16 protein-coding genes and 3 pseudogenes are annotated in these 21,391 nt (G+C 57.5%); 8 read left to right on the top strand and 11 right to left on the bottom strand.

Annotated elements, in window-relative coordinates; all coding sequences use genetic code 11:
- Positions 1–2 precede the first annotated feature (2 nt).
- Genes XH90_RS36080 through XH90_RS36095 form a run of 4 tightly spaced genes read right to left on the bottom strand, consistent with a single transcriptional unit; the run spans position 3 to position 5,252 of the window.
- Entirely contained in the window at positions 3–1,745 is a 1,743-nt protein-coding gene (locus XH90_RS36080) for an ABC transporter ATP-binding protein (protein WP_128929848.1), read from the bottom strand.
- Positions 1,745–2,665, bottom strand: coding sequence for an ABC transporter permease (locus XH90_RS36085; protein WP_128929847.1), 921 nt, complete (start codon positions 2,663–2,665; stop codon positions 1,745–1,747). The genes XH90_RS36080 and XH90_RS36085 overlap by 1 nt, the downstream gene beginning before the upstream one ends.
- A complete protein-coding gene (locus XH90_RS36090; protein WP_128955116.1) occupies positions 2,662–3,639 on the bottom strand; it encodes an ABC transporter permease in 978 nt (325 codons plus the stop codon). The genes XH90_RS36085 and XH90_RS36090 overlap by 4 nt, the downstream gene beginning before the upstream one ends.
- On the bottom strand, positions 3,636–5,252 hold the full coding sequence (locus tag XH90_RS36095) for an ABC transporter substrate-binding protein (protein WP_164934301.1): 1,617 nt from the start codon (positions 5,250–5,252) through the stop codon (positions 3,636–3,638). Before XH90_RS36095 ends, XH90_RS36090 begins: the two co-directional genes overlap by 4 nt.
- A gap of 633 nt (positions 5,253–5,885) precedes the next feature.
- Here XH90_RS36095 and XH90_RS39665 point away from each other — a divergent pair.
- The 5 genes and pseudogenes from XH90_RS39665 to XH90_RS36120 all read left to right on the top strand — a co-directional run bounded on the left by XH90_RS39665 (position 5,886) and on the right by XH90_RS36120 (position 9,164).
- Entirely contained in the window at positions 5,886–6,386 is a 501-nt protein-coding gene (locus tag XH90_RS39665; protein ID WP_128955115.1) for a transposase, read from the top strand.
- 2 nt (positions 6,387–6,388) lie between these two features.
- Positions 6,389–6,934 carry a transposase gene (locus XH90_RS39670; protein WP_128955114.1) on the top strand — a complete coding sequence of 182 codons (546 nt, stop codon included), beginning with the start codon at positions 6,389–6,391 and terminating at the stop codon, positions 6,932–6,934.
- A complete protein-coding gene (locus XH90_RS36110; RefSeq protein WP_237867281.1) occupies positions 6,931–7,581 on the top strand; it encodes a UPF0149 family protein in 651 nt (216 codons plus the stop codon). Before XH90_RS39670 ends, XH90_RS36110 begins: the two co-directional genes overlap by 4 nt.
- A 42-nt stretch (positions 7,582–7,623) precedes the next feature.
- A pseudogene (locus tag XH90_RS36115) lies at positions 7,624–7,815 on the top strand (transposase domain-containing protein); the annotation flags it as partial.
- A gap of 246 nt (positions 7,816–8,061) precedes the next feature.
- A protein-coding gene (locus XH90_RS36120) for an IS3 family transposase (protein WP_128929842.1) occupies positions 8,062–9,164 on the top strand; the annotation gives its coding sequence in 2 pieces (ribosomal slippage) (positions 8,062–8,323 and positions 8,323–9,164; 1,104 coding nt in all).
- 172 nt (positions 9,165–9,336) lie between these two features.
- Here XH90_RS36120 and XH90_RS36125 read toward each other — a convergent pair.
- The 5 genes from XH90_RS36125 to XH90_RS36145 all read right to left on the bottom strand — a co-directional run bounded on the left by XH90_RS36125 (position 9,337) and on the right by XH90_RS36145 (position 16,349).
- Positions 9,337–10,650: a CapA family protein gene (locus XH90_RS36125; protein WP_164934300.1), complete on the bottom strand. Its 1,314-nt coding sequence runs from the start codon at positions 10,648–10,650 to the stop codon at positions 9,337–9,339.
- Between the two features lie 269 nt (positions 10,651–10,919).
- Positions 10,920–11,537, bottom strand: a complete 618-nt coding sequence (locus tag XH90_RS36130; protein ID WP_128929840.1) for an isochorismatase family cysteine hydrolase — start codon at positions 11,535–11,537, stop codon at positions 10,920–10,922.
- Positions 11,538–12,414: 877 nt separating this feature from the next.
- Positions 12,415–13,089: a GntR family transcriptional regulator gene (locus tag XH90_RS36135; protein ID WP_128929839.1), complete on the bottom strand. Its 675-nt coding sequence runs from the start codon at positions 13,087–13,089 to the stop codon at positions 12,415–12,417.
- 299 nt (positions 13,090–13,388) lie between these two features.
- Positions 13,389–14,777 carry an amidase gene (locus XH90_RS36140; RefSeq protein ID WP_128955113.1) on the bottom strand — a complete coding sequence of 463 codons (1,389 nt, stop codon included), beginning with the start codon at positions 14,775–14,777 and terminating at the stop codon, positions 13,389–13,391.
- A 33-nt stretch (positions 14,778–14,810) separates the two neighbouring features.
- Entirely contained in the window at positions 14,811–16,349 is a 1,539-nt protein-coding gene (locus XH90_RS36145) for an AMP-binding protein (RefSeq protein WP_128955112.1), read from the bottom strand.
- Positions 16,350–16,549: 200 nt separating this feature from the next.
- Here XH90_RS36145 and XH90_RS36150 point away from each other — a divergent pair, with 200 nt between their 5' ends.
- Both XH90_RS36150 and XH90_RS36155 read left to right on the top strand, forming a co-directional pair.
- Positions 16,550–17,371, top strand: a complete 822-nt coding sequence (locus tag XH90_RS36150) for an enoyl-CoA hydratase/isomerase family protein (RefSeq protein WP_128929836.1) — start codon at positions 16,550–16,552, stop codon at positions 17,369–17,371.
- A gap of 184 nt (positions 17,372–17,555) precedes the next feature.
- Positions 17,556–17,981 (top strand): annotated as a pseudogene (locus tag XH90_RS36155) (ISNCY family transposase); the annotation flags it as partial.
- Between the two features lie 129 nt (positions 17,982–18,110).
- Here XH90_RS36155 and istB read toward each other — a convergent pair.
- The gene (gene istB / locus XH90_RS36160) at positions 18,111–18,908 is read right to left on the bottom strand and encodes an IS21-like element helper ATPase IstB (RefSeq protein WP_128929835.1); all 798 of its coding nucleotides are present in this window, start codon (positions 18,906–18,908) and stop codon (positions 18,111–18,113) included.
- The gene (gene istA, locus XH90_RS36165) at positions 18,908–20,206 is read right to left on the bottom strand and encodes an IS21 family transposase (protein ID WP_164934316.1); all 1,299 of its coding nucleotides are present in this window, start codon (positions 20,204–20,206) and stop codon (positions 18,908–18,910) included. The genes istB and istA overlap by 1 nt, the downstream gene beginning before the upstream one ends.
- 75 nt (positions 20,207–20,281) lie before the next feature.
- Between istA and XH90_RS36170 the strand changes: the two are divergent.
- Positions 20,282–21,381: pseudogene (locus XH90_RS36170) on the top strand (ISNCY family transposase); the annotation flags it as partial.
- Positions 21,382–21,391: the final 10 nt, after the last annotated feature.

Genomic DNA, 21,391 nt, shown 5'->3' on the forward strand with positions numbered 1-21,391 from the left:
GGCTAGCAGATGGACTGTGATGGGATCTCAGACGGCTTGACGATCCACTCTGGGGTCTGCATCTTCGGTATCATGGACAAGAGCGATGCTGTGTAAGAGTGCTTCGGCGCTTTGAACAACTGTTCCGTCTCGCTGCTTTCGCAAATTTGCCCATTCTGTAGTACTGTAACTCTGTCGCAAATCTGACGCACGACAGGGAGATCGTGACTGATAAATAACATCGTCAGCGATAGATTCTCTTGAAGGTCTTTCAGAAGATTTAGGATCTGCGCCTGGATCGAGACATCGAGTGCCGAGGTAGGTTCATCGCAGATGAGGAACCGCGGGCGACTTGCCAAGGTTCGTGCGATTGAAATACGTTGTCGCTGACCGCCTGAGAAGGCGTGCGGATAACGGCGGGCGACGGTGGGCTCCAGACCAACGGCCTTCAGCAGCTCTAACATTATCGGTTCGGCCTCTCGCTTATCCTTTACTAGTCCAAAGTGAATCATTGGCTCCATGATAATCTCGCCCACGCGCATCTGTGGATTCAGAGACGAGTACGGGTCTTGAAACACCATTTGAGTTTGACGCCGAATATCTTGACGATCTTCAAGGCTGGCTGCATAAACATCTTTTCCGCCATAAATCAGTTGGCCGCTGCTCGGGCGGGCAAGCCCAGCAACGACTCTTGCGATCGTGCTTTTTCCAGAGCCGGATTCGCCAACAAGGCCCATGACTTCTCCGGGGCGGATACTCAGGTTCACATCGTGCAGGGCCTTAAAGGCTCGCCGAGCGGAACCACCGAACATGCCTGTCGCCCCATATACGCGCTCCACACCCCGGAGTTCTACAAGTGCCTCCGGCTGGCTTGAACTTTGCGGCATGTCTCTTTCCAGCAGCCACTGCATGGCCGCATCGATATTTCGAGCGGCGCCAGACACGGGAAAGCGATGCAGCTTAATGTCGCCGCGCGGCACAACCGAAATCAATGCTTGGCTGTACTCGTGGCATGGATTTCCAAGAACAGCCGCAGTGTCGTTTAGTTCGACGATTTCGCCTGCCCTCATCACCGCGACGCGATCAGTGACCTGGGAAATCACGCCCATGTTGTGGGTGATGAGCATCACACCCACTTGACGTTCACGAGCCAAGTTCTTGATTAGCTTCAAGATCTGTGCCTGAACGGTCACGTCGAGCGCAGTTGTTGGTTCGTCCGCGACAATGAGTTCGGGTTGTGAGCAGAGAGCAAGCGCGATAACTGCGCGCTGTCGCATGCCACCCGAGAATTCATGTGGCCAGTTCTTCACGCGCCGGGCTGGCTCTGGAATCCCTACCGCCTCCAACTGACGCACCGCCTCGATCCTTGCGTCGCTGCGTGATAAGGCGAGATGAGTTCGGATCGTGTCGACCAGTTGTCTCTCAATTGTGAAAAGTGGATTTAAGCTGGTCAGTGGATCTTGGAAAATAGTCGAGACGCGTTTGCCGCGTAACGCCCGCATCGCCTTAACGTCGCGCGCATCGATGATATCTCCGGAAAGCCGAACTTCGCCCGCACTAATATGGCCGGGAGCCTGTAGTAAGCCCGTGATGGCAGCTCCAACGGTCGATTTGCCCGCGCCCGATTCGCCGACGATGCCGAGTATTTCGCCTGGCGCGATGTCTAGGCTGACGTTGCATACGGCTTGCAAGGCGCCATGCCGGCTAGGAAAGTCGACGCTAAGTCCCCGAATGGAAAGAACGCAAGGCTGGGCAGTTGTTGTCATCAGATGCCCCTTGGGTTGATTACATCCCGGAACCAGTCGCCCAAGACGTTAATGGCCAGCGCGAGTGTAAGAAGGGTGGCGGCAGGAAACAGCAGGATCCACCACTGCCCAGCAAAAAGAAAGTCTTGCCCACTGCGGATCAATGTTCCAAGAGATGGTTGGGTGGGGGGCAGACCTGCGCCCAAGTAGGACAGCGTGGCTTCGGTAATAATTGAAAGCGCAAGTGAGATTGTCGCGATCACGAGGATCGGTCGACGCACGTTTGGCAATATGTGCCGTACCAGCACTGTGCCCGTCGGAAGGCCTATCATTAGGGCTGCCTGCACATACTCTCGCTGTTTCTCCCCCATCACGGCGCCGCGCACCGTGCGGGCATATGTGACCCATCCGGAAATTCCAATCGCCAATATTACCATGTAGACAGCAAGGGCTTCGCGCGCGCTCGGTGGCAGTAGCGACCGCGTTAAGCCGGAAATAAGGAGCGCAATAAAAATGGCGGGGATGGACAACTGGATGTCTGCGATACGCATGATCGCTGCGTCAATGTGTCCCCCGAAATAACCGGATATCAGGCCTAAGCTGACGCCGATCGACATTGAAACCAAAACAGAGGCAAGGCCCACTAGGAGTGAAACCCGTGTTCCATAAAGGGTCGCTGAAAGCACGTCACGTCCCTGATCGTCTGTGCCGAAAGCGTAGAAGCGGTTCGTGAACTCATTGATGCTCCAGGCCGGTGTATTTGACGAAAGCAGATCGAACGTGCTGGCGTCGAGAGTGTTCTGTGGTGCCCATAAAGGAGCTCCCAGGGCCGCGACAATGAGAGTTAGCAGTGCGAGCGTAGACAGAACTGCTCTGGGGGAACGGATGTAAGAGTGCCCGATATCAGAGTTAAACAATGCGGAAAGCTTGTGAATGGTCATCTGACTACTCCTCCCGTCCGCAGGCGAGGATCTAGAAGGTAGTAGACGCAATCCACGACCATGTTGATGGTAACGAAAATGATCGACACGATGAGAAGGTATGCGGCCATGATTGGGACGTCGGAAAATCTAATGGAATTAATAAAGAGCAGCCCAACGCCTGGCCATTGGAATACTGTCTCAGTAACGACGGCGAATGCGATGATGGATCCCAACTGCAAACCTGCAACCGTGACGACCGGAATCATCGTGTTCTTCAAAGCGTAAGAAAAATAGATGAGCCGGTCTGGCAGCCCTCGCGCGCGTGCGAACCGGATATGATCGGAATGCATGACCTCAAGCATTTCAGTGCGGACTAAACGCAAGATCAGCGTGAGTTGATAGGTGGCCAGTGAAATCGCGGGAAGGATGATAGCCTGCCAGCCGGTCTTAGTCAGTAACCCGGTGGTCCACCAGCCGATCTTCACCGTGTCGCCCCGTCCGAAGGACGGCAACCAGCCAAGTTTGACCGCGAACACGTAGATGAGGCCGATGCCGATTAAGAAGTTAGGCAGGGATACTGCGATCAGCGAGACCGTCAAGCTGAAGCCCGATAATATGGAGCGCGGCCGCAATGCTGTCACGACGCCAAGGGCGACTCCCGCTATCATTGCAAATATAAACGATAATATAGCTAGTTCCAGAGTCGCAGGCAGCCGCTCCAGGATCAAATCCAACACCGGCCTTCCAACGCGAGTGGAAATGCCGAAGTCCCCATGGAGTGCCGAACTGATAAAACGAAAGAACTGGATGTAAAAGGGGCGGTCGAACCCGAGTTCCGCCGCTAGCCGCGCGCGGTCCTGCGCGGTCGCCTCCGGTCCGACCATATTCTGGAGCGGATCGCCGATAAAATGAAAGGCGGCGAACGACAGAAACGCCGTCATCAGCATCACCGGCAACACGGACAGCAATCTGCGCAGAAAGAAACCTGTCACTTGTCCACCTTGATGGTTTTCACGGAGATCTGATTACCAACGTTTGGCGTAACGTGAATCTTCTTCTGCGTTGCACGCGCCAACACCTGCGCGTGAATCGGTAGATAGAAACACTCGTCCTGAACGGTCTTCCAAATTTCGGCGATTATGGTTTTACGTCTTTGAGGATCGGCTTCCGACCGGAGTAATTCAATTTTGGCATCAATCTCCGGGTTTTTGTAATTCGCTGCAGCCCAGGCGCCCCGAGAGTGGACGAGATTATCGAAGATTAATTGAGAATCGTATGAGCCCCACGTCATCAGGTAAAAGTCGGTCTTCCTATTGAGAACTAGAGGCCAGACGACTGCGCTGGGTTGGACATCGAGATGCACGGTGACACCGATCTTGGCGAGCATTGCCACCACGGCCTGACAGATGCGCTCGTCGTTCACCATGCCGTCATTTGGACAGTTTAGAGTGACCGAAAATCCGTTGGGGTAACCTGCCTCGGCCATAAGCTGCTTGGCTTGGTCAATATTGAGCTTTGGGAACTTACCCAATTCTTCCGTATAGCCGTCGGCGATCGGCGAAATGATTGTACCGAGCGGAACCGACTCCCCTCGCATGATTGCCGACTTGATCGCTAGACGATCAATGGACATGTTCATTGCGTGGCGCACCCGCTTGTCGGCGAAAGGATTTCCCTTTGCTTCCCCGCTGGCAAGTGTGTTCGCGCTTGTATTGACGCCTAAAAAAACCGTGCGAATCTCTGGGCCGCGAACCACCCGAAGGCTTTCATTCTGCTCCAACCGTGAAATGTCTTGGGGGGGGACGTCTTGGAGAAAATTAACTTCTCCGCTGATCAATGCGGATACACGCGTCGCGGCCGACTGGATAGGGGTATAGATGATCCGATCGATATCGATTGGGAACTGGCCGATACCCCAGTATTTATCGTAAGCTTCCAACTCCGAACGGCGATCCGATTCTCGGCTTACAAGGCGATAGGCGCCAGTGCCGTTCTCATGGCGAGCAGCATAGTTTTCTTTCCCGCCTTTAAAATCCTGCGGAACAACGGAGTCGTTCTTCTCGGCCCATGCTCTATTCATTATGAAGATGCTTGCCAAGTTTTCGGGCAGAAGAGGGCTGGGTCCCTTTGTCTTGACCTGCACGGTGTAGTCGTCCTTCGCGATGGCTTCCTCAACCGCGGCGGCAGCCAGATAGGTCCGCACATTCGAGGTTGGTGCCATAGCTCGCTGGATTGAAAATGCGGCGTCGTCGGCCTTAAATGGTGCGCCGTCGTGGAACGTAACGTTCCGGCGAAGCTTGAACTCCCAAACGTCGGGGTGATCAGGCAACATCCGCCATTCGGTCGCTAGTACTCCAATGAGCTTTCCGTCGTCGGAGCGCTCCACAAGGCCTTCGTACATCTGCCGATTGAACGCAAAGGTCACGTTCTCATTATAGGCGTGAGGGTCTAGAGTCTGAACGTCCAAGCTCCGAGCCCATTTCAGCGTTTCCGCGCCCCCGGGTGAGACGGTCATTAGTAGTGCCGCCACGCTTGCTATGGCGGCAAAACGCCGCTTGAGACGGGCTGGTCTGTGAATGAAACAGCGCGCAGTGGATTTCGGCATTTGGGACATTCCTCTCTTGATCGCAGGGTAAACTGCGCCGCTAGATGTGGGCTATCACATCGGACAGGCTTCGGCCGTTTTTTGCTGCAGTTTGCCGGCCGAGGGCTGCCGTGGGCTGCGAATTCAGGGCGTCCTCTGCAGCAATTACGCGTATTCCCAGCGATTGCGCAGGATTGCGACAGTCGGCTGAATATTCCCTGCTCCTGGTCTAGGTCTCGTTATAGGTCCTGTGACCGTTGGGTTAGGAACGTCCGATCCCACTGAACTGCGGGCCTTTTATCACATTATCTCATCATGTGCCGACAGCCGGTTTACGTCTGGCGTGAGTTTCCGGTTTGGGATCGAGCTTTGAGCAAGCGAGTGTCTGATGGCCGGCCCTTTGGGGATACCGTCCGCGGCCGGCTTCCGCTTCTGAACGGGAACGTCTTAGCAAGCTGTTTGGCGCACTAGTCACGTGAATCGTAGGCGCTGTTCAGCGGCCACCTACCGGATGAAGGGGCGATCTCCGACTCTGCGGTTCGGTTTCCCGGGTGGTTGCGTGTACTCCGCACGATCCCTCCCAAATATGCCTGCCGCGCCTGTGAGGGCCCGATCGTCCAGGCCTCGGCACCAGCGCGGCTCGTCGAGGGCGGCATGGCGACGACGGCGCTGATCGCGCATATCGCCGCGGCCAAATATGCCTGGCAATCGACGCTCTACCGCCAGACGCAGATCCTGGCGGGCCAAGGTGTTGTCGTCGATCGTCAGACGCTGGCGCGCTGGATGGGCAGCGCGGCGTGGCTGGTCAGGGGCCTCTACGACCTGCAACTGAAGACCATGCACGGCTTTGAGCGGTTGTTCTGCGATGAGACGCCGATGCCGGTGCTCGACCCGGTACGCGGCCGCACGAGGATCTGCCAGTTCTGGGCGCATGCGACGGACGATCGGGCGTGGAAGGGTCCGGCGCCGCCGGCGGTCGCCTACGTGTTCGCAGACGGTCGCGGCAAGAAGGAGATCGTGGCGCAGTTGGCCGGCTTCGAAGGCGTGCTGCAAGTCGACGGCTATGCCGCCTACGCCTCGCTGGTGGGCGATGCGAAGGTGCCGGGCAGATCCAGCTGGCGTATTGTCTCGTTCACGCGCGCCGCAACTTCGTGAGGGTGCACAAGACGACGAACTCACCCTTCGCCGCGGAGGTCATCGAGCGCATCGCAGCCGTCTACGCGATCGAGGAGAGGATCCGCGGTCTCGGCGCCGGGGAACGCCGCGCGGCGCGACAGGCCGAGACGAAGCCGCTCATGGAGGCGTTGAAGGCTCGACTGATCGCGGTGAAGGACGGGATCTCCCGCCGCTCGACGCTCATCAAGGCGATCGATTATATGCTCGAACGCTGGCAGGGCCTGACGGCATTCCTGGACGACGGGCGGCTCGAGGCGGACACCAACACGGTCGAACGATCAATCAGGCCGATTGCGATCGGAAAAAAGAACTCGTTGTTCAGTGGTGACGAAGGCGGAGGCGAGACTTGGTCGATACTTTCTTCGCTTCTTAACACGGCCAAATTGAATGGCCTCGACCCCGAGGCCTATCTCGTCGACGTTCTCGAGCGCATGGTGAGCGGCGCCGCGAAGGCCAACCAGCTGCACGAACTTCTGGCCTGGAACTGGAAGGCCGCACGCGAAGCCGAAAAGCGAGCCGTGGCATGACGAAGCCGAAGCAACGGCGGGGAACGCGAAAAGCACGCAAGACGACGATGGCGAACTATGCCATGTCATTCGAGCGGCTCGGGCAATGGATGAGCGAGCGCGCCAGGTCGCCGACGCTTCGGCATCCGCGGGCGACGTCGCTCTCCATGCTCGACGGCGCAGTGGCCGCTGTCGTCGCCGGGCCGGTCTCGATGGCCTCCGAGGAATGGGTGTGCCCGCTCCTTGGCGTAGATCCCGACGCCTTCAATCACGACACCGAGGAGTTCTCGGCGATCGCTGCCACGCTGATGCGCCACAACGCGATCAGCGAGACGCTGTCGACGAGACCGGAGAGCTTCGAGCCGCTGTTCCTGCGATCGCCGGACGGCGACGTCGACCCGCAGCCCTGGTGCATGGGCTTCCACGCCGTCATGAAGCTTCGGCTTCTCGTCTGGTCGCGGCTTCTCTCCCCGAACGGAACCGAACACCTTATGCTGCGGCCGATCCTGGTCCATTGCATCGATGACGCCGGTCGACCCTTGCTACCCCCGGCCCGCCATACGCTGGCAACGCTGCCCGTCGCTCAAAACGCCTGGCGCGACATTCCAATAGCCGTTGAGGCCCTGCGGCAGTTCTGGATGCCTATGCGCTTCCAGCGGCGCGCGTAGGCCGTCCACGCCAGGTCCGTGGTCTGCTCGTACCGCTTACGGTTGTTCAGTGATACCGTGGACGGAGCCGAGGCCAGCGCCGTCGTCTATAGCCTGATGCTGACCTGCCGCGCCTCACGTGTCGTGCCGTTAGCGTGGTTGCGCCACGTCCTCACCGAATCGCCTCAGCGCGCCGGCGACGCCGATATTGCAGACCTGCTGCCCTTCAACTTCCACAAAGCCGCCACCGCCTGAACGGCCCCGCATCGCCCGATTCAAGGCAGTCCATCAAAACCGCCGGCGTGCGGAGAAAATCGCGCTTACAGATGATCCGCTATCGCTCCAGCCGCCCGCCGGACGCAATTCTGCGTGGCCGATTGCGCGATTTCGCCAACGAGCGGCGGCGCTTCAGCTACCGCTGACCTGAGGCCGGCAAACTGGACCAATTTTGGCTAGAGTCTTGCGCTGCCGAATCCCCTCGGCTGGGAGGAGCGGACGACGATGAAGGCCTCGAAGTTTTCGGACGCCCAGAAGGCGTTTATCCTGAAGCAGGGCAACGACGGGGTCCCGGTTGCGGAGATCTGCCGCAAATCCGGGATCAGCCAGGCGACCTATTTCAACTGGAAGAAAAAGTACGACGGACTGCTGCCGACCGAGATGCGCCGGTTGAAGCAGCTCGAGGACGAGAACGCCAAGCTGAAGAAGCTGGTGGCGGACCTATCGCTCGACAAGGAGATGCTGCAGGACGTGATCCGCCGAAAGCTGTGAAGCCTGGTCGGAAGCGCAAGCTCGTCGATGAGGTTTGCGGGGAGTGGCAGGTCTCGATCCGCAAGGCTTGTAAGGCCCTCGAGTTCGATCGATCGACCTATCACTACAAATCTCGTCGCTCCGGCCAGGCGGCCCTCGAAGCTCGGATCAAGGAGATCTGCCATGTTCGCATCCGCTACGGCTATCGCCGCGTCCATGTGCTGTTGCGCCGCGAGGGATGGCGTCACGGCCAGAACAAGACCCGTCGCATCTATCGCGAATTGGGCCTGCAATTGCGCAACAAATCGCCCAAGCGCCGGGTCAAGGCCAAGTTGCGCGACGACCGACGGCCCGCGACGCGGGTCAACGAGATCTGGGCGATGGACTTCGTTCATGACCAGCTGGCCACCGGCGGCAATCTCCGGGTGCTCACGATCGTCGATATCTTCTCCCGCTTCTCGCCCGCACTGGAGCCGCGGCTCACCTTCCGCGGCACCGATGTCGTGGAGGTACTGGAAAGGGTTTGCAATGAAGTGGGACTCCCGGCGACGATCCGGGTCGATCAAGGCAGCGAGTTCGTGTCGCGCGATCTTGACCTCTGGGCCTACCAGCGCGGCGTCACGCTGGACTTCTCACGACCCGGCAAGCCGACCGACAACGCCTTCATCGAAGCCTTCAACGGCCGCTTCCGGGCCGAATGCCTCAACACCCATTGGTTCCTGTCCCTTGCGGATGCCCGGCAAAAGGTGGAGACTTGGCGAAGATACTATAACGAAGAACGGCCCCACGGGGCGATCGGCAATCGGCCGCCGATTTTGCTGCAAAATCACGTCGGCGACACCAGCCCGCCAACGTGATCAGAGGCGCAAAACTCTAGTTCCGGGTGGTCCAAAGTTCGGTCTCGCTGCACAAAACTCCGAGACTCTAACTGCCGCTGGATGAACATTCAGTGGCAGGTCACTCCGCTTACACATTCACGGTCGCACCTGATGGCGGAGAGCATTTGGATGAGAGGCTGTCGCGAGCTCGTCAAACCGGGGCTCCGCGGCCCGAAATCAAGTCTACGTATTGTTGCATTTGTTCTAAGTGACCGAAGTCGGCATTTTTCGCATCCAGGTGGTCTCTAAGTTGTTCAATGCGCATCACTTTGTTATCGCCCCTGTAGAAGATATTTCTAAACAAAGGAGTAGCGGTGACACTTTCGATGTAAGTACGGCTTCCTGCACTTGTATCACCTTTTGCGAACTGAAAGTTCAGCATCAAGCTCAAAATTAAATGTGGAGCCGTATACCAGTCCCAAGTTAGGCTACCCAAGGAGTAAGCGATGACCGCAACTCGGTTGGGATCACGTGTAGTGCGGTAGTACTCGATCGGCTGAACTACGTGAGGATGATGGCCCAAAATTATGTCGGCGCCTTCCTCCACAAGCGCATGAGCGAGCTCAATTTGCTTTCGTCTTGGAAAAAACTCGAATTCGAAGCCCCAATGGATTGAGGCGATGATGACATCGGCATTCTGATGTTTACAGCTCCTTATTTGCGATTTGAGTAGCTCAAGATCGGCCACGACACGTTTGGACATGAGCGGTGACGCGTGCACACAATAATGTTCACCGTCGGGTAGGGGTCGCCCATTGAGACCGAATGTGACCGACACGAACCCGAACCTGATGCCCCTCTTCGTGAAAACCGTGCCCCGGCCGTACTCCTCGGCGCATCGAGGGGCGCCGATTTCAATGATCCCATTCGCTCTGCAGAGCTCTTGAGTGGTTCGAAGACCCTGAACGCCCAAGTCCAATGAGTGATTGTTCGCGAGGTTAAGAATCGTGAAACGTCTACCCTGGTGTTCTGTTAATGCGGAATATTGGGCCGATGAGCAACACATCATCGAAGAGCGGCCGTCGCCTATAGCCTCGCTCACGACATGATCGTCTGCCACCACAGATTCATAATTCGCGAAAGAGATATCGGCATTGAAGACAGCGGCTTCGATGCTCTCGAACAAAAGATCCTTAGAGTGTTCTAGCCCGCGCGCCTGGATCAGATCCCCCAGTGCACTCAGAGTCGCAGTCTGCTGCTTTCGAAATGCAGTCGGTAATTCCACAATAGACTTGTCGTTCAAGAACAACGCATCAGAAACATCCCGTGATGTTCTCGTAATTGGGCGCGCGCTTTTATAGAACCAGTACGCGCGGTCAATTCCATCCATTTCTGCCGAATCTGTTGCAGCGCTTTCGAGCGGAAAATCCCACCAGCCAAATCGCTTGGCGTTTTCCGCCAGGTCCAACGTTTCCGGAGTTGTGCGCCAGACATCAACAGGCGTGTTGGGAAGTTTACGCGGCACGGCTTGCATCTCCTCGTCGCATGGCTTTTGATCTACGGTTTATAGTCTGCGCAGCACGCAAACCAGGCTCTTTCGCATCCGAAGTCTCCGCAATGCACAAGCGCCACAGGTGTTAACGTTGACGCGCGTGTCATACGCTTCAACGCAGCTCTTCGAGATTCCCTCTCAGGGGTAAGACGTTAGGATCTCGTTTTGCATCTCTTGCTCAGCGGAAAAGAGACAGAAAACAAACCGCTCGGCTTACTGAGGGAATCTCAAGAAGGGAAATCTCAGCTGTTTCGGGCGAATAACTTGCCTGAGAGTTCCGATACAATCTCCTCCGTCGTCACTTTCCGGACAGCGCCATATTGCATACGAAGAGAGTAATTGTGTCTCTCTTCAGTATAGGCGGCGCAGCAGTCGGTGACGCAAATCATATGGAAGCTGCGATCTACACCGTCGCGCAGCGCCATATCGATGCATTGATCCGTTAAAACGCCAACAACAATTACCTCCTCAATGCCCATGTTACGAAGAACCCGCTCCAGGATGGTCGAACTGAATACCCCAGAAGCTGTCTTTGGTAAGACGATGTCGTCTTCGCCAGGCGCTATCTCGGGAATTACCTGAGCTCCCCATGACCCCTTTGGGATGACTAGCTTACGGTGGCAAAGCGAACGATCGCGCCCATCCTTGGTGAGGCTTTCGATTACCGTGTACATCACTTCCACGCCGCACGACCTCGCGGCTTGCAGTAGCCGCTGGACGTTCGGCACGATCTGATGTTTCACGCGGTCCACGTACTCCGGATATTTGCGCTGTTCTTCCTCAGAAATCTCGTGGTTCTGCAGGTCGACAACTAGCAATGCTGTTTTTTGAGGGTCAATGGGGCCGTCATAATTCTTCATGTATCGCTCCTGGGTTTGATCTACCCTTCCGATCAATCTAGCAAGGATCGTTCCATCGGGCCTGGGCCTATCATGTGACGGCGACTCGCGCTTCTTGAGACCGACCTTCGGTCGGCCTATGAGCCAAGTTTCGTTGGAAAGCCTTGATCAAGAGCGGGCTGCCTGTTGCTCGTTCACAAGAGTGTTTTCTTATCGCGGGTTCATCCATAACTGGCCCTGTTCGCTCGCGACCAGAAGCGCCAGCTCTTCCGCATTAGTCCGGCCCACGACCTCAGAATTGCTGCGCTTTTGCAGGCAAGAATTCGGCGGACCGGAAATGAGCGCTCAGCCGCGGTGATTGCCGCCTTTGTGTCGCCGGCGCTACGGCGAGCAACATCGGCGGTTGGCCCGTCTCTGTGCGTGCCCGCTTCCTACGGGCCAACAAGAAGAGCCGCCCGGCACGAAAATCGCGGCGATGGAAATGGTAGAGATGCTCGTGTACTGGAGTAGCGCCAATCGCTTGCGGGCTGTTGTGACTGTTCGATTGGAGCGTCATTTGTCGGTCCCCGCGAGGTCGTCTCCGATATATTCCATGCGCTTAGGATACTAGTATCGTACAGAGATTTGCGTCGCATTTTCTTGCCGACTTGAAGAATTCCTGCAGCCCTTGTGGGATTTGCGAGGGATGGCGCCTGGAAGGTGAAGCAGATGATGTAATACGATCCGATCGATGTGTCATCGGCAAGCGAGAAAATCATCAATTCGTCGGTTGAGTTGATCAGTAGGTTTTATGTGACCGGTGATAGTTCGTGCTCCACATTGCTGCTCGCGCCATATCGCGCCACGCGGGTTAGAAGACGAGAAGAGTTGCCGAGTAGGTGGAGGCAATTGGGCGGGGTTATCCCGCCGCCTTATCAGGTGTATTCGCAAAACGAGCGGCTTCCGCCACGAGATCTGCGAAAACGCGTCCGCCAGTCGTGAGATGATCGTGCATAGCCTGAGCAGCCGCCATGGCATCTCCTCGGGTGATCGCTGCCACAATTGAGCAATGATCTTGATAGGACTGTTGAATGCGACCTGGTTTTTGGAATGGGTACCGACGATAGAGACGCAGGCGAGCGCGGGTCTCTTTTATCGACTGTTCCAAATATGAGTTTTGCGCACCCTCGTAGATAGTTTCATGGAGCTCTTTATTAATTGCATCGTACAGCTGCGCATTGTGAAGCGCGCTTTCGCTGCGAGAGTGTATGTCGCGGAGGCGCGCCTGTAGGTCCGTCGGCATTCGCGCCGCGGCCAGCCTTGCAGACATTCCCTCAAGCTCCGTCATAACTTCGAACATAGCGACAATTTGCTCCGCACTCAGAACCGAGACGGTCGCACCCCTCCGCTGCTTCAGATCTACCAAGCCACGCGATGCCAGCTGTATCAGGGCTTCCCGGACAGGGGTCTTCGAAACGTTAAACCTGTCGGAGAGTTGCTTTTCATCAAGCTTGGATCCTGGCTGCAAAGCACCGGAATCAATTTCGGTCTTGATCCAGTTGGCGATTTCGCTAGTTCGGTTGAATTTGAGCACGGTCCTGCCCGCGGGTATGGGAGTTCATACCACGATCCGCGAGTAGATAGCGAAAAGTTTCGCAATTGTATCGCGACGAGAGGCGGACCGGTTCGTCAACCGGTAGCTCAAAGGCTCGAACCTTTAGCCCAACAATACTCGAAGGAGCACGCGATTTGCCGGCCCGGCGCTCAACCTAGGCGCTACTTCCCCTACCTATGGTGAGACGATCGACGAACATACGGGCCCGAGATCAGATGCTGCCGAATTTACCTCGCCAAGGGCCCATGCCGGTCGAACTCAGAATGAGCCAGCAGAGATTAGACCGATCGCGCCGGAATAGTCTCGCTGATCCAACGCCCTAAACCTACAAGGTGCTGATCGGTATGCTGCTGGCCAATAACCTGAATTCCGAGAGGCATTCCCCTCACCGCAAGAAGCGGAAGCGTGATAGTTGGCGCCCCTAAGACGGAGGTAACAGCATTGTAACTCGGCAGGCCTGTTGTATGTGAGATGCCCGAGTCAAGTCCTTGATTGTCTAATTTTGGAGCTGGTCCAACGGAGGACGGAGCAACGATAGCGTCGGCGATATGAGCAATTGCGGCGTGGGCTGCTCTTGCCTTATCGCGCTGGGCGAGTAGTTGACGATAGTCATCTATGCTCATCTTTCTCGCGAGTTCCAGACGAGAGGTCAAGCTGTCACTCAGCCCTCCGCCAAACCTTTCTACAAGGTTCTCCAGTGACCAGCGCATCTCGTAGGCACAAACGTCACGAGTAATTTCAAGACTTTCGTCGATGGCACGTTCGAACGAGTCGACCAGCGAGTGGTTGGTTCTGTCGATGGTGTGGACGCCGGCGTGGCGAAGCTGAGTGAGGAACCGTTCAAATGCGTCTCTGGAATCGTCGTCCAATTCTGCCGCACCTTGGGCCTCCATCACAATCACTCGTAGTGGCCGGGTTGCCGGATGAAGAGTTGTCTCACCGTAAAGGCCGGGATAGCCGGGATCGCCGCCTGATCTCTTTGCGACTTCAATCGACACATGCCACATGTCACGAAGGTCGCCAGCATGGATCCCCACGTGGCTTTGGCTAAGTGCCAGACGCTCCCCACGATGGATGGCGCCCATTGTCGGCTTGATCGCATAGTTCGCGCAAAAGCTCGCTGGTCGAATCACCGAGCCAGCCACTTGCGTTCCGATTGCCGCAGGTATCATCCGCGCGCCGACGGCCGCTGCCGATCCGCTCGACGATCCGCCGGGGGTATGGCGATGGCTGAACGGGTTGGTAGTCGGTCCAGGGTAGGACATGCCGAGTTCCGTCGTCACTGTCTTACCGAGCACGATGGCGCCCGCGGCTCTCAATGCCTGGACGCAAGCCGTATCTTGATGAGTGTGATTGTCTCTGAACAAGGGAGATCCCATACGCGTGGGCATATCCTTTGTCATAAAGAGGTCTTTGATCCCGACCGGCATGCCATCGATGGTCGAAAGCTCTCGTCCCGCGAGGTAACGCGCTGTGGATCGATCAGCCACGGACCTCGCCTCTCGCACGTTCATTTCGACCCAAGCTCGCACGGTGGGCTCGCGAGCGTCGATCGTTTCGAGACAGCGCTCAAGGTATTTGCGCGGGCTATCTCGTCCTTCTCTGAAGGCGGGTACCGCATCATGAAATGTCAGCGCTTGAAATTCAGCGGGATGGTATGCGCACAAGTGTGCAATCTCCAGTTAGCCTAGGGAGGCCGATTATCTATTGGCGTTATCCGAGCCAAGCGTGGGAAAGTCCGCTAGTGTCGTCCGGAGCTCCTTCTTCAAGACTTTTCCCATAGCATTCCGTGGAAAATCATCGACTACGATGACCTTCTTGGGGGTTTTGTAACTTGCCATGTTTCGCTTGACCTGCTGAATCACCTCGCTTTCGCTCGGTGGGTCGCTCTTATCGCTAGCAATTACGAAGGCAACGACGCACTCTCCGAAATCCGCGTGAGTTGCTCCGACAACGGCTGACTCCTTAACGGAAGTCAGTTCATCGATTACAGCCTCAACTTCTGCGGGATAGACGTTGTATCCGCCGCTGATGATGAGATCCTTGGCGCGGCCTGTAATCGAGACGTATCCCTTCTCGTCGACGAGACCCATGTCGCCGGTACGGAAGAACCCGTCTGCTGTGAGCTCGGCTTTGGTTTGCTCAGCATTGTTCCAGTAACCGGAGAAAAGCCCCGGTCCTCGCGCTTGAATGATACCTACTTGTCCGACAGGCAGAGCTTCATCTCGCTCGCCTGCAATACGCAAATCAACACCGGGAATCGGTAGCCCTACCGAACCTGGTCGACGATCACCTTCCAGGGGGTTCGAGCAGAGAATCATTGCCTCGGTCAAACCATAACGCTCCAGGATACGGTGCCCTGTCCGAGTTTCAAAATCGCGATGCATCGGAGCCGATAGTGGTGCCGAACCGGATATGAACAGTCGCATGTTTCGGCAAAGAGAGCTGGCCAGCGAAGGGCAGGTCAATAGACGATGATAGTAAGTTGGCACTCCCATAAAAACGGTTGAGCGAGGAATTGCGTCGAGCACTGGACTTACATCGAATTTATTTTGCAGGAGAATTCGCGCTCCGCCTGCCAGCGCGACGTTGAATGAGATGAATAGACCATGGCTGTGGAAGATCGGCAGCGCATGTAGCAGAACATCCGAAGACGAGAAGCCCCACAATCGACTCAGCGTTTGAGCGGTGTACGAGAGCGCAGCATGGCTGATCAGAGCACCCTTGGGCCGGCCGGTTGTGCCTGAGGTGTAGAGGAGAGCTGCGGGAGCCGCACCATTGAGTTCGACGGTGCTAAACGAGGTCTCTCCTGCTTTGACAAGTGATGCGAATGTTCCTTCACCCCGGATGCCAAACGTTAAGACCTTGGTTGACCGAGGCACCGTCATGTCGGGAAGAGCTTCCGTATTTGGTCCTCTGAGAAGGAAGGAAGGCTGCGCGTCCTTTAGAAGGTAGGCCAACTCAGCTGAGCGATAAGCTGTGTTGATGGGCAAATAGCAGAGCCCAGCACGGAGGCAGGCAAGATAGAGCGCGAAAGCATGTGCGGACTTCTCGACCTGGACGGCCACGCGATCACCGACCGCACATCCGAGCCGCCGGAAGACGCTGGCATAGCTACCACAGAGCTTGTGCAGCCACTGAGCGGATAGCGTTTCGCCGCTCTCAAGCTCTAGGAGCACGTCTGTCGGGTTTGCCTCGGCCCTCCCCTCAACCAGGACATAGAAATTGCGGTTGGACATGACTTACGCCTCTCCTCGCCGCGCTGCCGGCAGGGCCAGTTTCCGAGATATTCTATTGAATGTAAAAAAAATATCTGTCAACGTAAAAAGAATACGGAGGGGCTGAGGGCATAGGGCCGAAGCTTCTGTGCTTCATCGTTGACAACCGCGCCTCACCTACCCGTCCCTGCAGCGCAGGTTTCGCCAGTCGAGGGAATCGAATGAATAAATTTGGAAGTGAGGTCGCAGCAGGGAAACAAAGGAATGAAGAAGCATCTGAGCTCGGGAACTTGCCGACCTTGCATGTGTCAAAAGGGATCGCGAGAATTCAATTGAACCGGTCTCGGCAGCACAATCGGTTCGAGCCAACAGACATCGAGACTTTCTCTGAAATCGTCGCGACTTTGGCTCGGCAGTCGAGCGTGCGAGTACTAATGATAACGGCTCAAGGTCCAAGTTTTAGTTCAGGATTTGACCTGGATACATTGTCGAGTGATCGTGCGGCGGCATGTACAGCCCTGTTCGCCGCGATGTGCGATCTTGTCGAAGAATGCCCCTTTCCTACTATATGCGGCCTGAATGGAAACATTTACGGAGGCGCTACTGACCTCGCGCTTGCATGTGATTTTCGTATCGGAACGCGGGGATGTCTCTTGCAAATGTCTCCTTCTCGCCTCGGTATTCAGTACTACTATTCTGGTTTACGACGTTACGTGGAGCGGCTTGGCCTGTCGCAAACGAAACGCCTTTTTCTAACAGGCGAGCAAGTTGACAGCATCACGTTGTTACAGATGGGTTATCTTACCGAGGTGTGTACTTCGGATGCGCTTGAAGCGCGATTAGAGCATTTTGCCGGGATGCTCGCCCAGCGTTCGCCGGCTTCTCTCCGGGGCCTGAAGACGTCGCTCAATTCAATTCGTCGAGGCACTGCTGACCCGGTCGAGATCAATGCGAAGTTTTTCGAAAGCCTAACATCACCTGATGCCCGAGAGGGCCTAAAAGCGTGGTGTGAGCGCCGGCCTCCTTCATTTGCAGACGTGTGAGGCCAAGGCTCTTCGCACAGCAAAAATAAACTGCCTAAGCCTTGCCTCGTCCTCCGATCGGTTGGCTTTTGCGCGGCGGCGATCAGGGTGAGACTCCGCATTGTCTCGCCCTAATTGTTACCAAATGCTGAGCCGTTGCCTCACGTAAATTGCTCCCTTGGATCGGGAGCGAGCGGGGGCGAAGATGGGGTGGCTAAGCATGGCAACGCGGAAGGAACTGACGGCGGCAGCAGGCGCGCGCTATCGGCGTTCGGATCGCGCGAAGAAGACGCGGATATTGGACGAGTTCGTCGACATCACCGGATTCCATCGCAAGCAGGCGATGCGACTACTTCGAGGTGAGGAAGACGCGCGCCCAAGCCGAAGGGCGCGACGTCGAATGTATAATGAGGTAGAACACAACGCGCTCGTGCTCCTTTGGGAGGCGTCAGACCGGATCTGCGGGAAGCGGCTGAAGGCGTTAATGCCTGCGTTGATTGAGGCGATGGAACGGCATGGCCACCTCGACCTTACCCCCGAGATCCGCGACAAACTTTTGGCAATGAGCGCTGCGACGATCGACCGCGCATTGGTGGGGGTCCGAGAAGGATTAGGTCGCAAGCGTCGGCGGCTGTCAAGCGACGTCCGGATTTGACCCCGCAACGACATGAGGAAGCGACCCCCTTGTTGTTTGCAGGACTGAAGCAAGCCGCTCGCGAAGCGCGCCCTTCATAGCGCTGTAGCGAGCGAGCGGCTTGCGTCACGACTTCTTCTCCGATTTGGCTTCTGGTACAGCGGGCTTCTGCAGAAGTCCGCTGCGGCGCTTCTCCTTCAAGCGATAGCTGTCGCCGCGGATCGTGATTACGTGACTGTGGTGCAGCAGACGATCAAGGATCGCGGTGGCGACCACGGGGTCGCTGAAGACCGAGCCCCACTCGCCGACGCTGCGGTTGCTGGTCAGCAGGATCGCGCCTCTCTCGTAACGACGGCTAACGAGCTGGAAGAACAGATGCGCGGCATCGGGTTCAAAGGGCAGATACCCGAGCTCGTCGATGATCAGGAGCTTTGGCTTGGCAAATTGCGCGAGTCGCTCCTCGAGCCGGCCTTCGCTGTGACCTTTGGCAAGCTGCGCAACGACAGTCGTGGCTGCGACGAACTGAACGGAATGCCCAGCCAGGATCGCTTCGCGCCCAAGCGCGACCGCAAGGTGCGTCTTGCCAACGCCAGGTGGCCCAAGGAGCAGCACGTTCTCGCCATTGGCGATCCAGCGGGCGCTCGCAAGCTCGCGTATCTGCTTCGGATCCAGCGAGGGCTGGGCCGAGAAGTCGAAGCCCGACAGATCGCGAACGAACGGGAAGCGAGCAAGTTTGAGCGTCATCTCGATGCGCCGCTCATCCTTGCGGGCGATCTCGCGCTCGCACAGCAGCACCAGAGTCTCGCGTAGGCTCAGCTCTTGTCGACCGGCCTCATCCAACAACCCATCCAGTTGGTCGCGGACAGCCGTCAGCTTCAGGCGCGTCAGCATATCGCTCAGGCGGTCGGGGACAATGGCTCGCATCAGAAGCCCCCTCCCACAATCGCTTCGTACTCGCCGAGTGGCCGCAGCAGCGTCGGCGACGGCGGCGCGACAGGCGATAACGCGAGCTCGCCAGCACGGCTCGGTTTAAAGCCAGTCAGGCCCTCAAAGTGTTTAGGGTCAACGACGCGACGGCGCCGACCGACACAGATCGGATGAGCGGCCACCTCATGGATCCCGTGGTGGATGCGCACCACGCCATCGGCGATCGTCGCTCTCACCGTCTCGCCGATCAGCCGCCATGGCACAGAGTAGGCGTTGCCATCGATCTCGACCGCGCAGTCGGCCTGCACGCGCCGGATCAGTTCACGTGCGGCCTGGAAGGGCGGCCTCCCAGCGATGGGCTTCAGCGCGTGCGCCTCAGCGCGCCTGAAGCGCTCAATTGGTGCTTCGCCAGTCGTGCCATGCTGGCGTAGGTCGGCGATCTCCCGCGTCCAAGCTTCAAGATGCGCCTCAAAGGCTTCCCAGCTCGGGAAGGTGCGGCCGGCGACCGCGTTCCGTTTGACGTAGCCGACGCCATTCTCGGTCTTACCCTTGGTGCGGGCTCGATATGGCGCGCAGGCCCGTGGCCGGAACCCCCAGTGCTTGGCAAACGCGGTCAGCTTGTCATTGAACACGACGGTGCGCATCGCGGCATCGTGCTCCACGACCAACGCACGCGCATTATCGAACAGTACCTCCTCGGGCACGCCACCGAACTTCACGAAGGAGCTTTCCAGGCCATCGAACCAGCTCTCTTGCCGTTCGTTGCGGAATGCTCTGACATGGTGCCGGCGCGAGTAGCCCAACGTGGCGACGAACAGGTAGGCGCGAACCTTGCTGCCACCGATCTCGACCAGCCGCTCGCCAAAATCGATCTGCAGCTGTTTGCCGGGCGGTGTCTCGAACCGCACCGTCGCGCGCGCCTCGGCCGCAAGCTCCTGGCGATAGCGCTGTACCGCCCGCTCGACCGTGCGCAGGCTGACGATGATGCCTTTCTCGGCTGCCAGCTCCTGGCGAATCACATCGGCATTGCCGTGGTGCTGCCGCAGGCGCTCCTTGAGCCAGGTCTCCTGGCCATCGAGCGCCTTTTTGCGCTGCGGCTGCCGATAGGGTGTCCAGCCGCCGGCCGCCACGTAGTCCTTCACCGTGTTGCGACTAATCCCGAGCTCCCGGGCAATCCGTTTGCTACCCCACCCCAGCTCGTTGAGCCGGAGTATCGCCGAAACCTCGTCCGGCTCCAGCATGGCCTCCCTCCGCGGATCTTTGAACCGCAGAGGACCTGAACTGAGTCGCTGCATAAAAACCCCCGTTCTGACCGTGTCGCGAGGGGGGCAATTCCTCGTGTCGTCAGGGGGTCAATTTTCCATGTCGCCCGACAGCGGCACGCGACGCATTCCCTGCGTCGCAGGGCTCCAATAAGGACGTCGGCAGATTGGAATGATCCGGCGCCCGGATTCGTCGAGGCCGACCTTGTCGCGCATAGCGGTCCATCTGCGCGCGGCAGCTTCATCCAGACCCTCGTGCTCACCGGCATTGCTACCGGCTGGACGGAGTGCGCTCCTCTGATCGTGCGCGAACAAACGCTGTTGAGCACGGTGCTGACGGAATTGCGCAAACAATTGCCTTTTGCGCTGCTCGGCTTCGATACTGACAATGATACCGTGTTCATGAACGAGACGCTGAAAGCCTACTGCGAGGCGGCCAACATCGTCTTCACGCGTTGCCGGCCCTACCGAAAAAATGACCAGGCGTTCGTCGAGCAGAAGAACGGCGCCGTCGTGCGCAGGATAGTCGGCTATCGTCGGTTCGAGGGCGCCTGGAAGCGGCCAAGCTGCTGGCTGAACTCTATCGATCGGCGCGGCTGTTCGTGAACTTCTTCCAACCCTCGTTCAAATTGATAGCCAAGCAGCGCGACGGTGCCCGTGTACGCAAGACATACAGCGCGCCGGCTACACCACACCAGCGCCTGGCAGCGGACGCCCGCACGCCTGACGCTGTCCGCCATCATCTCCAAGAAATCTATGCCGCCCTCGATCCAGTCGCGTTGTTGCGCGACATCCGCGACGTGCAGGAGCGCCTCGCGGTCCTCGGGGACACCCAACCAATCGGCCATCCTGCTGCGGCATCGCAATCGATCGATCGCTTCCTGGCAAGCCTGCGCACGGCCTGGAAGGACGGAGCTATGCGACCGACGGATCGGCCACTCGTGAAGGCGGAGAGAGGCCGACGTCGTCCCGACCCGCACATCCGAGCAACGCCAGAGTTGCGAAAATGGTTTGAAACCGAGCCTTGGCGGACTGGCAGCGAACTGCTCTCGCGCTTGCAGGAGGAATATCCTGGAGCCTATCCGAACAAGCTTCTTCGAACGCTTCAACGTCGGCTGAAATCCTGGCGCAGCGAGCAAGCGAACGCGCTGCTGTTCGCTCCTAGCGAGAAAATGCCGCCAGGGTACGAGGTCACAACACTCCAATGACGTGCGAGGT

Origin of the sequence: Bradyrhizobium sp. CCBAU 53338, assembly GCF_015291665.1 — a bacterium.
In the GTDB taxonomy this organism is placed as follows: Bacteria; Pseudomonadota; Alphaproteobacteria; order Rhizobiales; family Xanthobacteraceae; genus Bradyrhizobium.

Coding starts and splice junctions, on each gene's coding strand:
- XH90_RS36080 (WP_128929848.1), bottom strand. CDS start 1,745: ATGACAACAACTGCCCAGCCTTGCGTTCTTTCCATTCGGGGACTTAGC.
- XH90_RS36085 (WP_128929847.1), bottom strand. CDS start 2,665: ATGACCATTCACAAGCTTTCCGCATTGTTTAACTCTGATATCGGGCAC.
- XH90_RS36095 (WP_164934301.1), bottom strand. CDS start 5,252: ATGCCGAAATCCACTGCGCGCTGTTTCATTCACAGACCAGCCCGTCTC.
- XH90_RS39665 (WP_128955115.1), top strand. CDS start 5,886: ATGGCGACGACGGCGCTGATCGCGCATATCGCCGCGGCCAAATATGCC.
- XH90_RS36110 (WP_237867281.1), top strand. CDS start 6,931: ATGACGAAGCCGAAGCAACGGCGGGGAACGCGAAAAGCACGCAAGACG.
- XH90_RS36130 (WP_128929840.1), bottom strand. CDS start 11,537: ATGAAGAATTATGACGGCCCCATTGACCCTCAAAAAACAGCATTGCTA.
- XH90_RS36145 (WP_128955112.1), bottom strand. CDS start 16,349: ATGTCCAACCGCAATTTCTATGTCCTGGTTGAGGGGAGGGCCGAGGCA.
- XH90_RS36150 (WP_128929836.1), top strand. CDS start 16,550: ATGAATAAATTTGGAAGTGAGGTCGCAGCAGGGAAACAAAGGAATGAA.
- istB (WP_128929835.1), bottom strand. CDS start 18,908: ATGCGAGCCATTGTCCCCGACCGCCTGAGCGATATGCTGACGCGCCTG.
- istA (WP_164934316.1), bottom strand. CDS start 20,206: ATGCAGCGACTCAGTTCAGGTCCTCTGCGGTTCAAAGATCCGCGGAGG.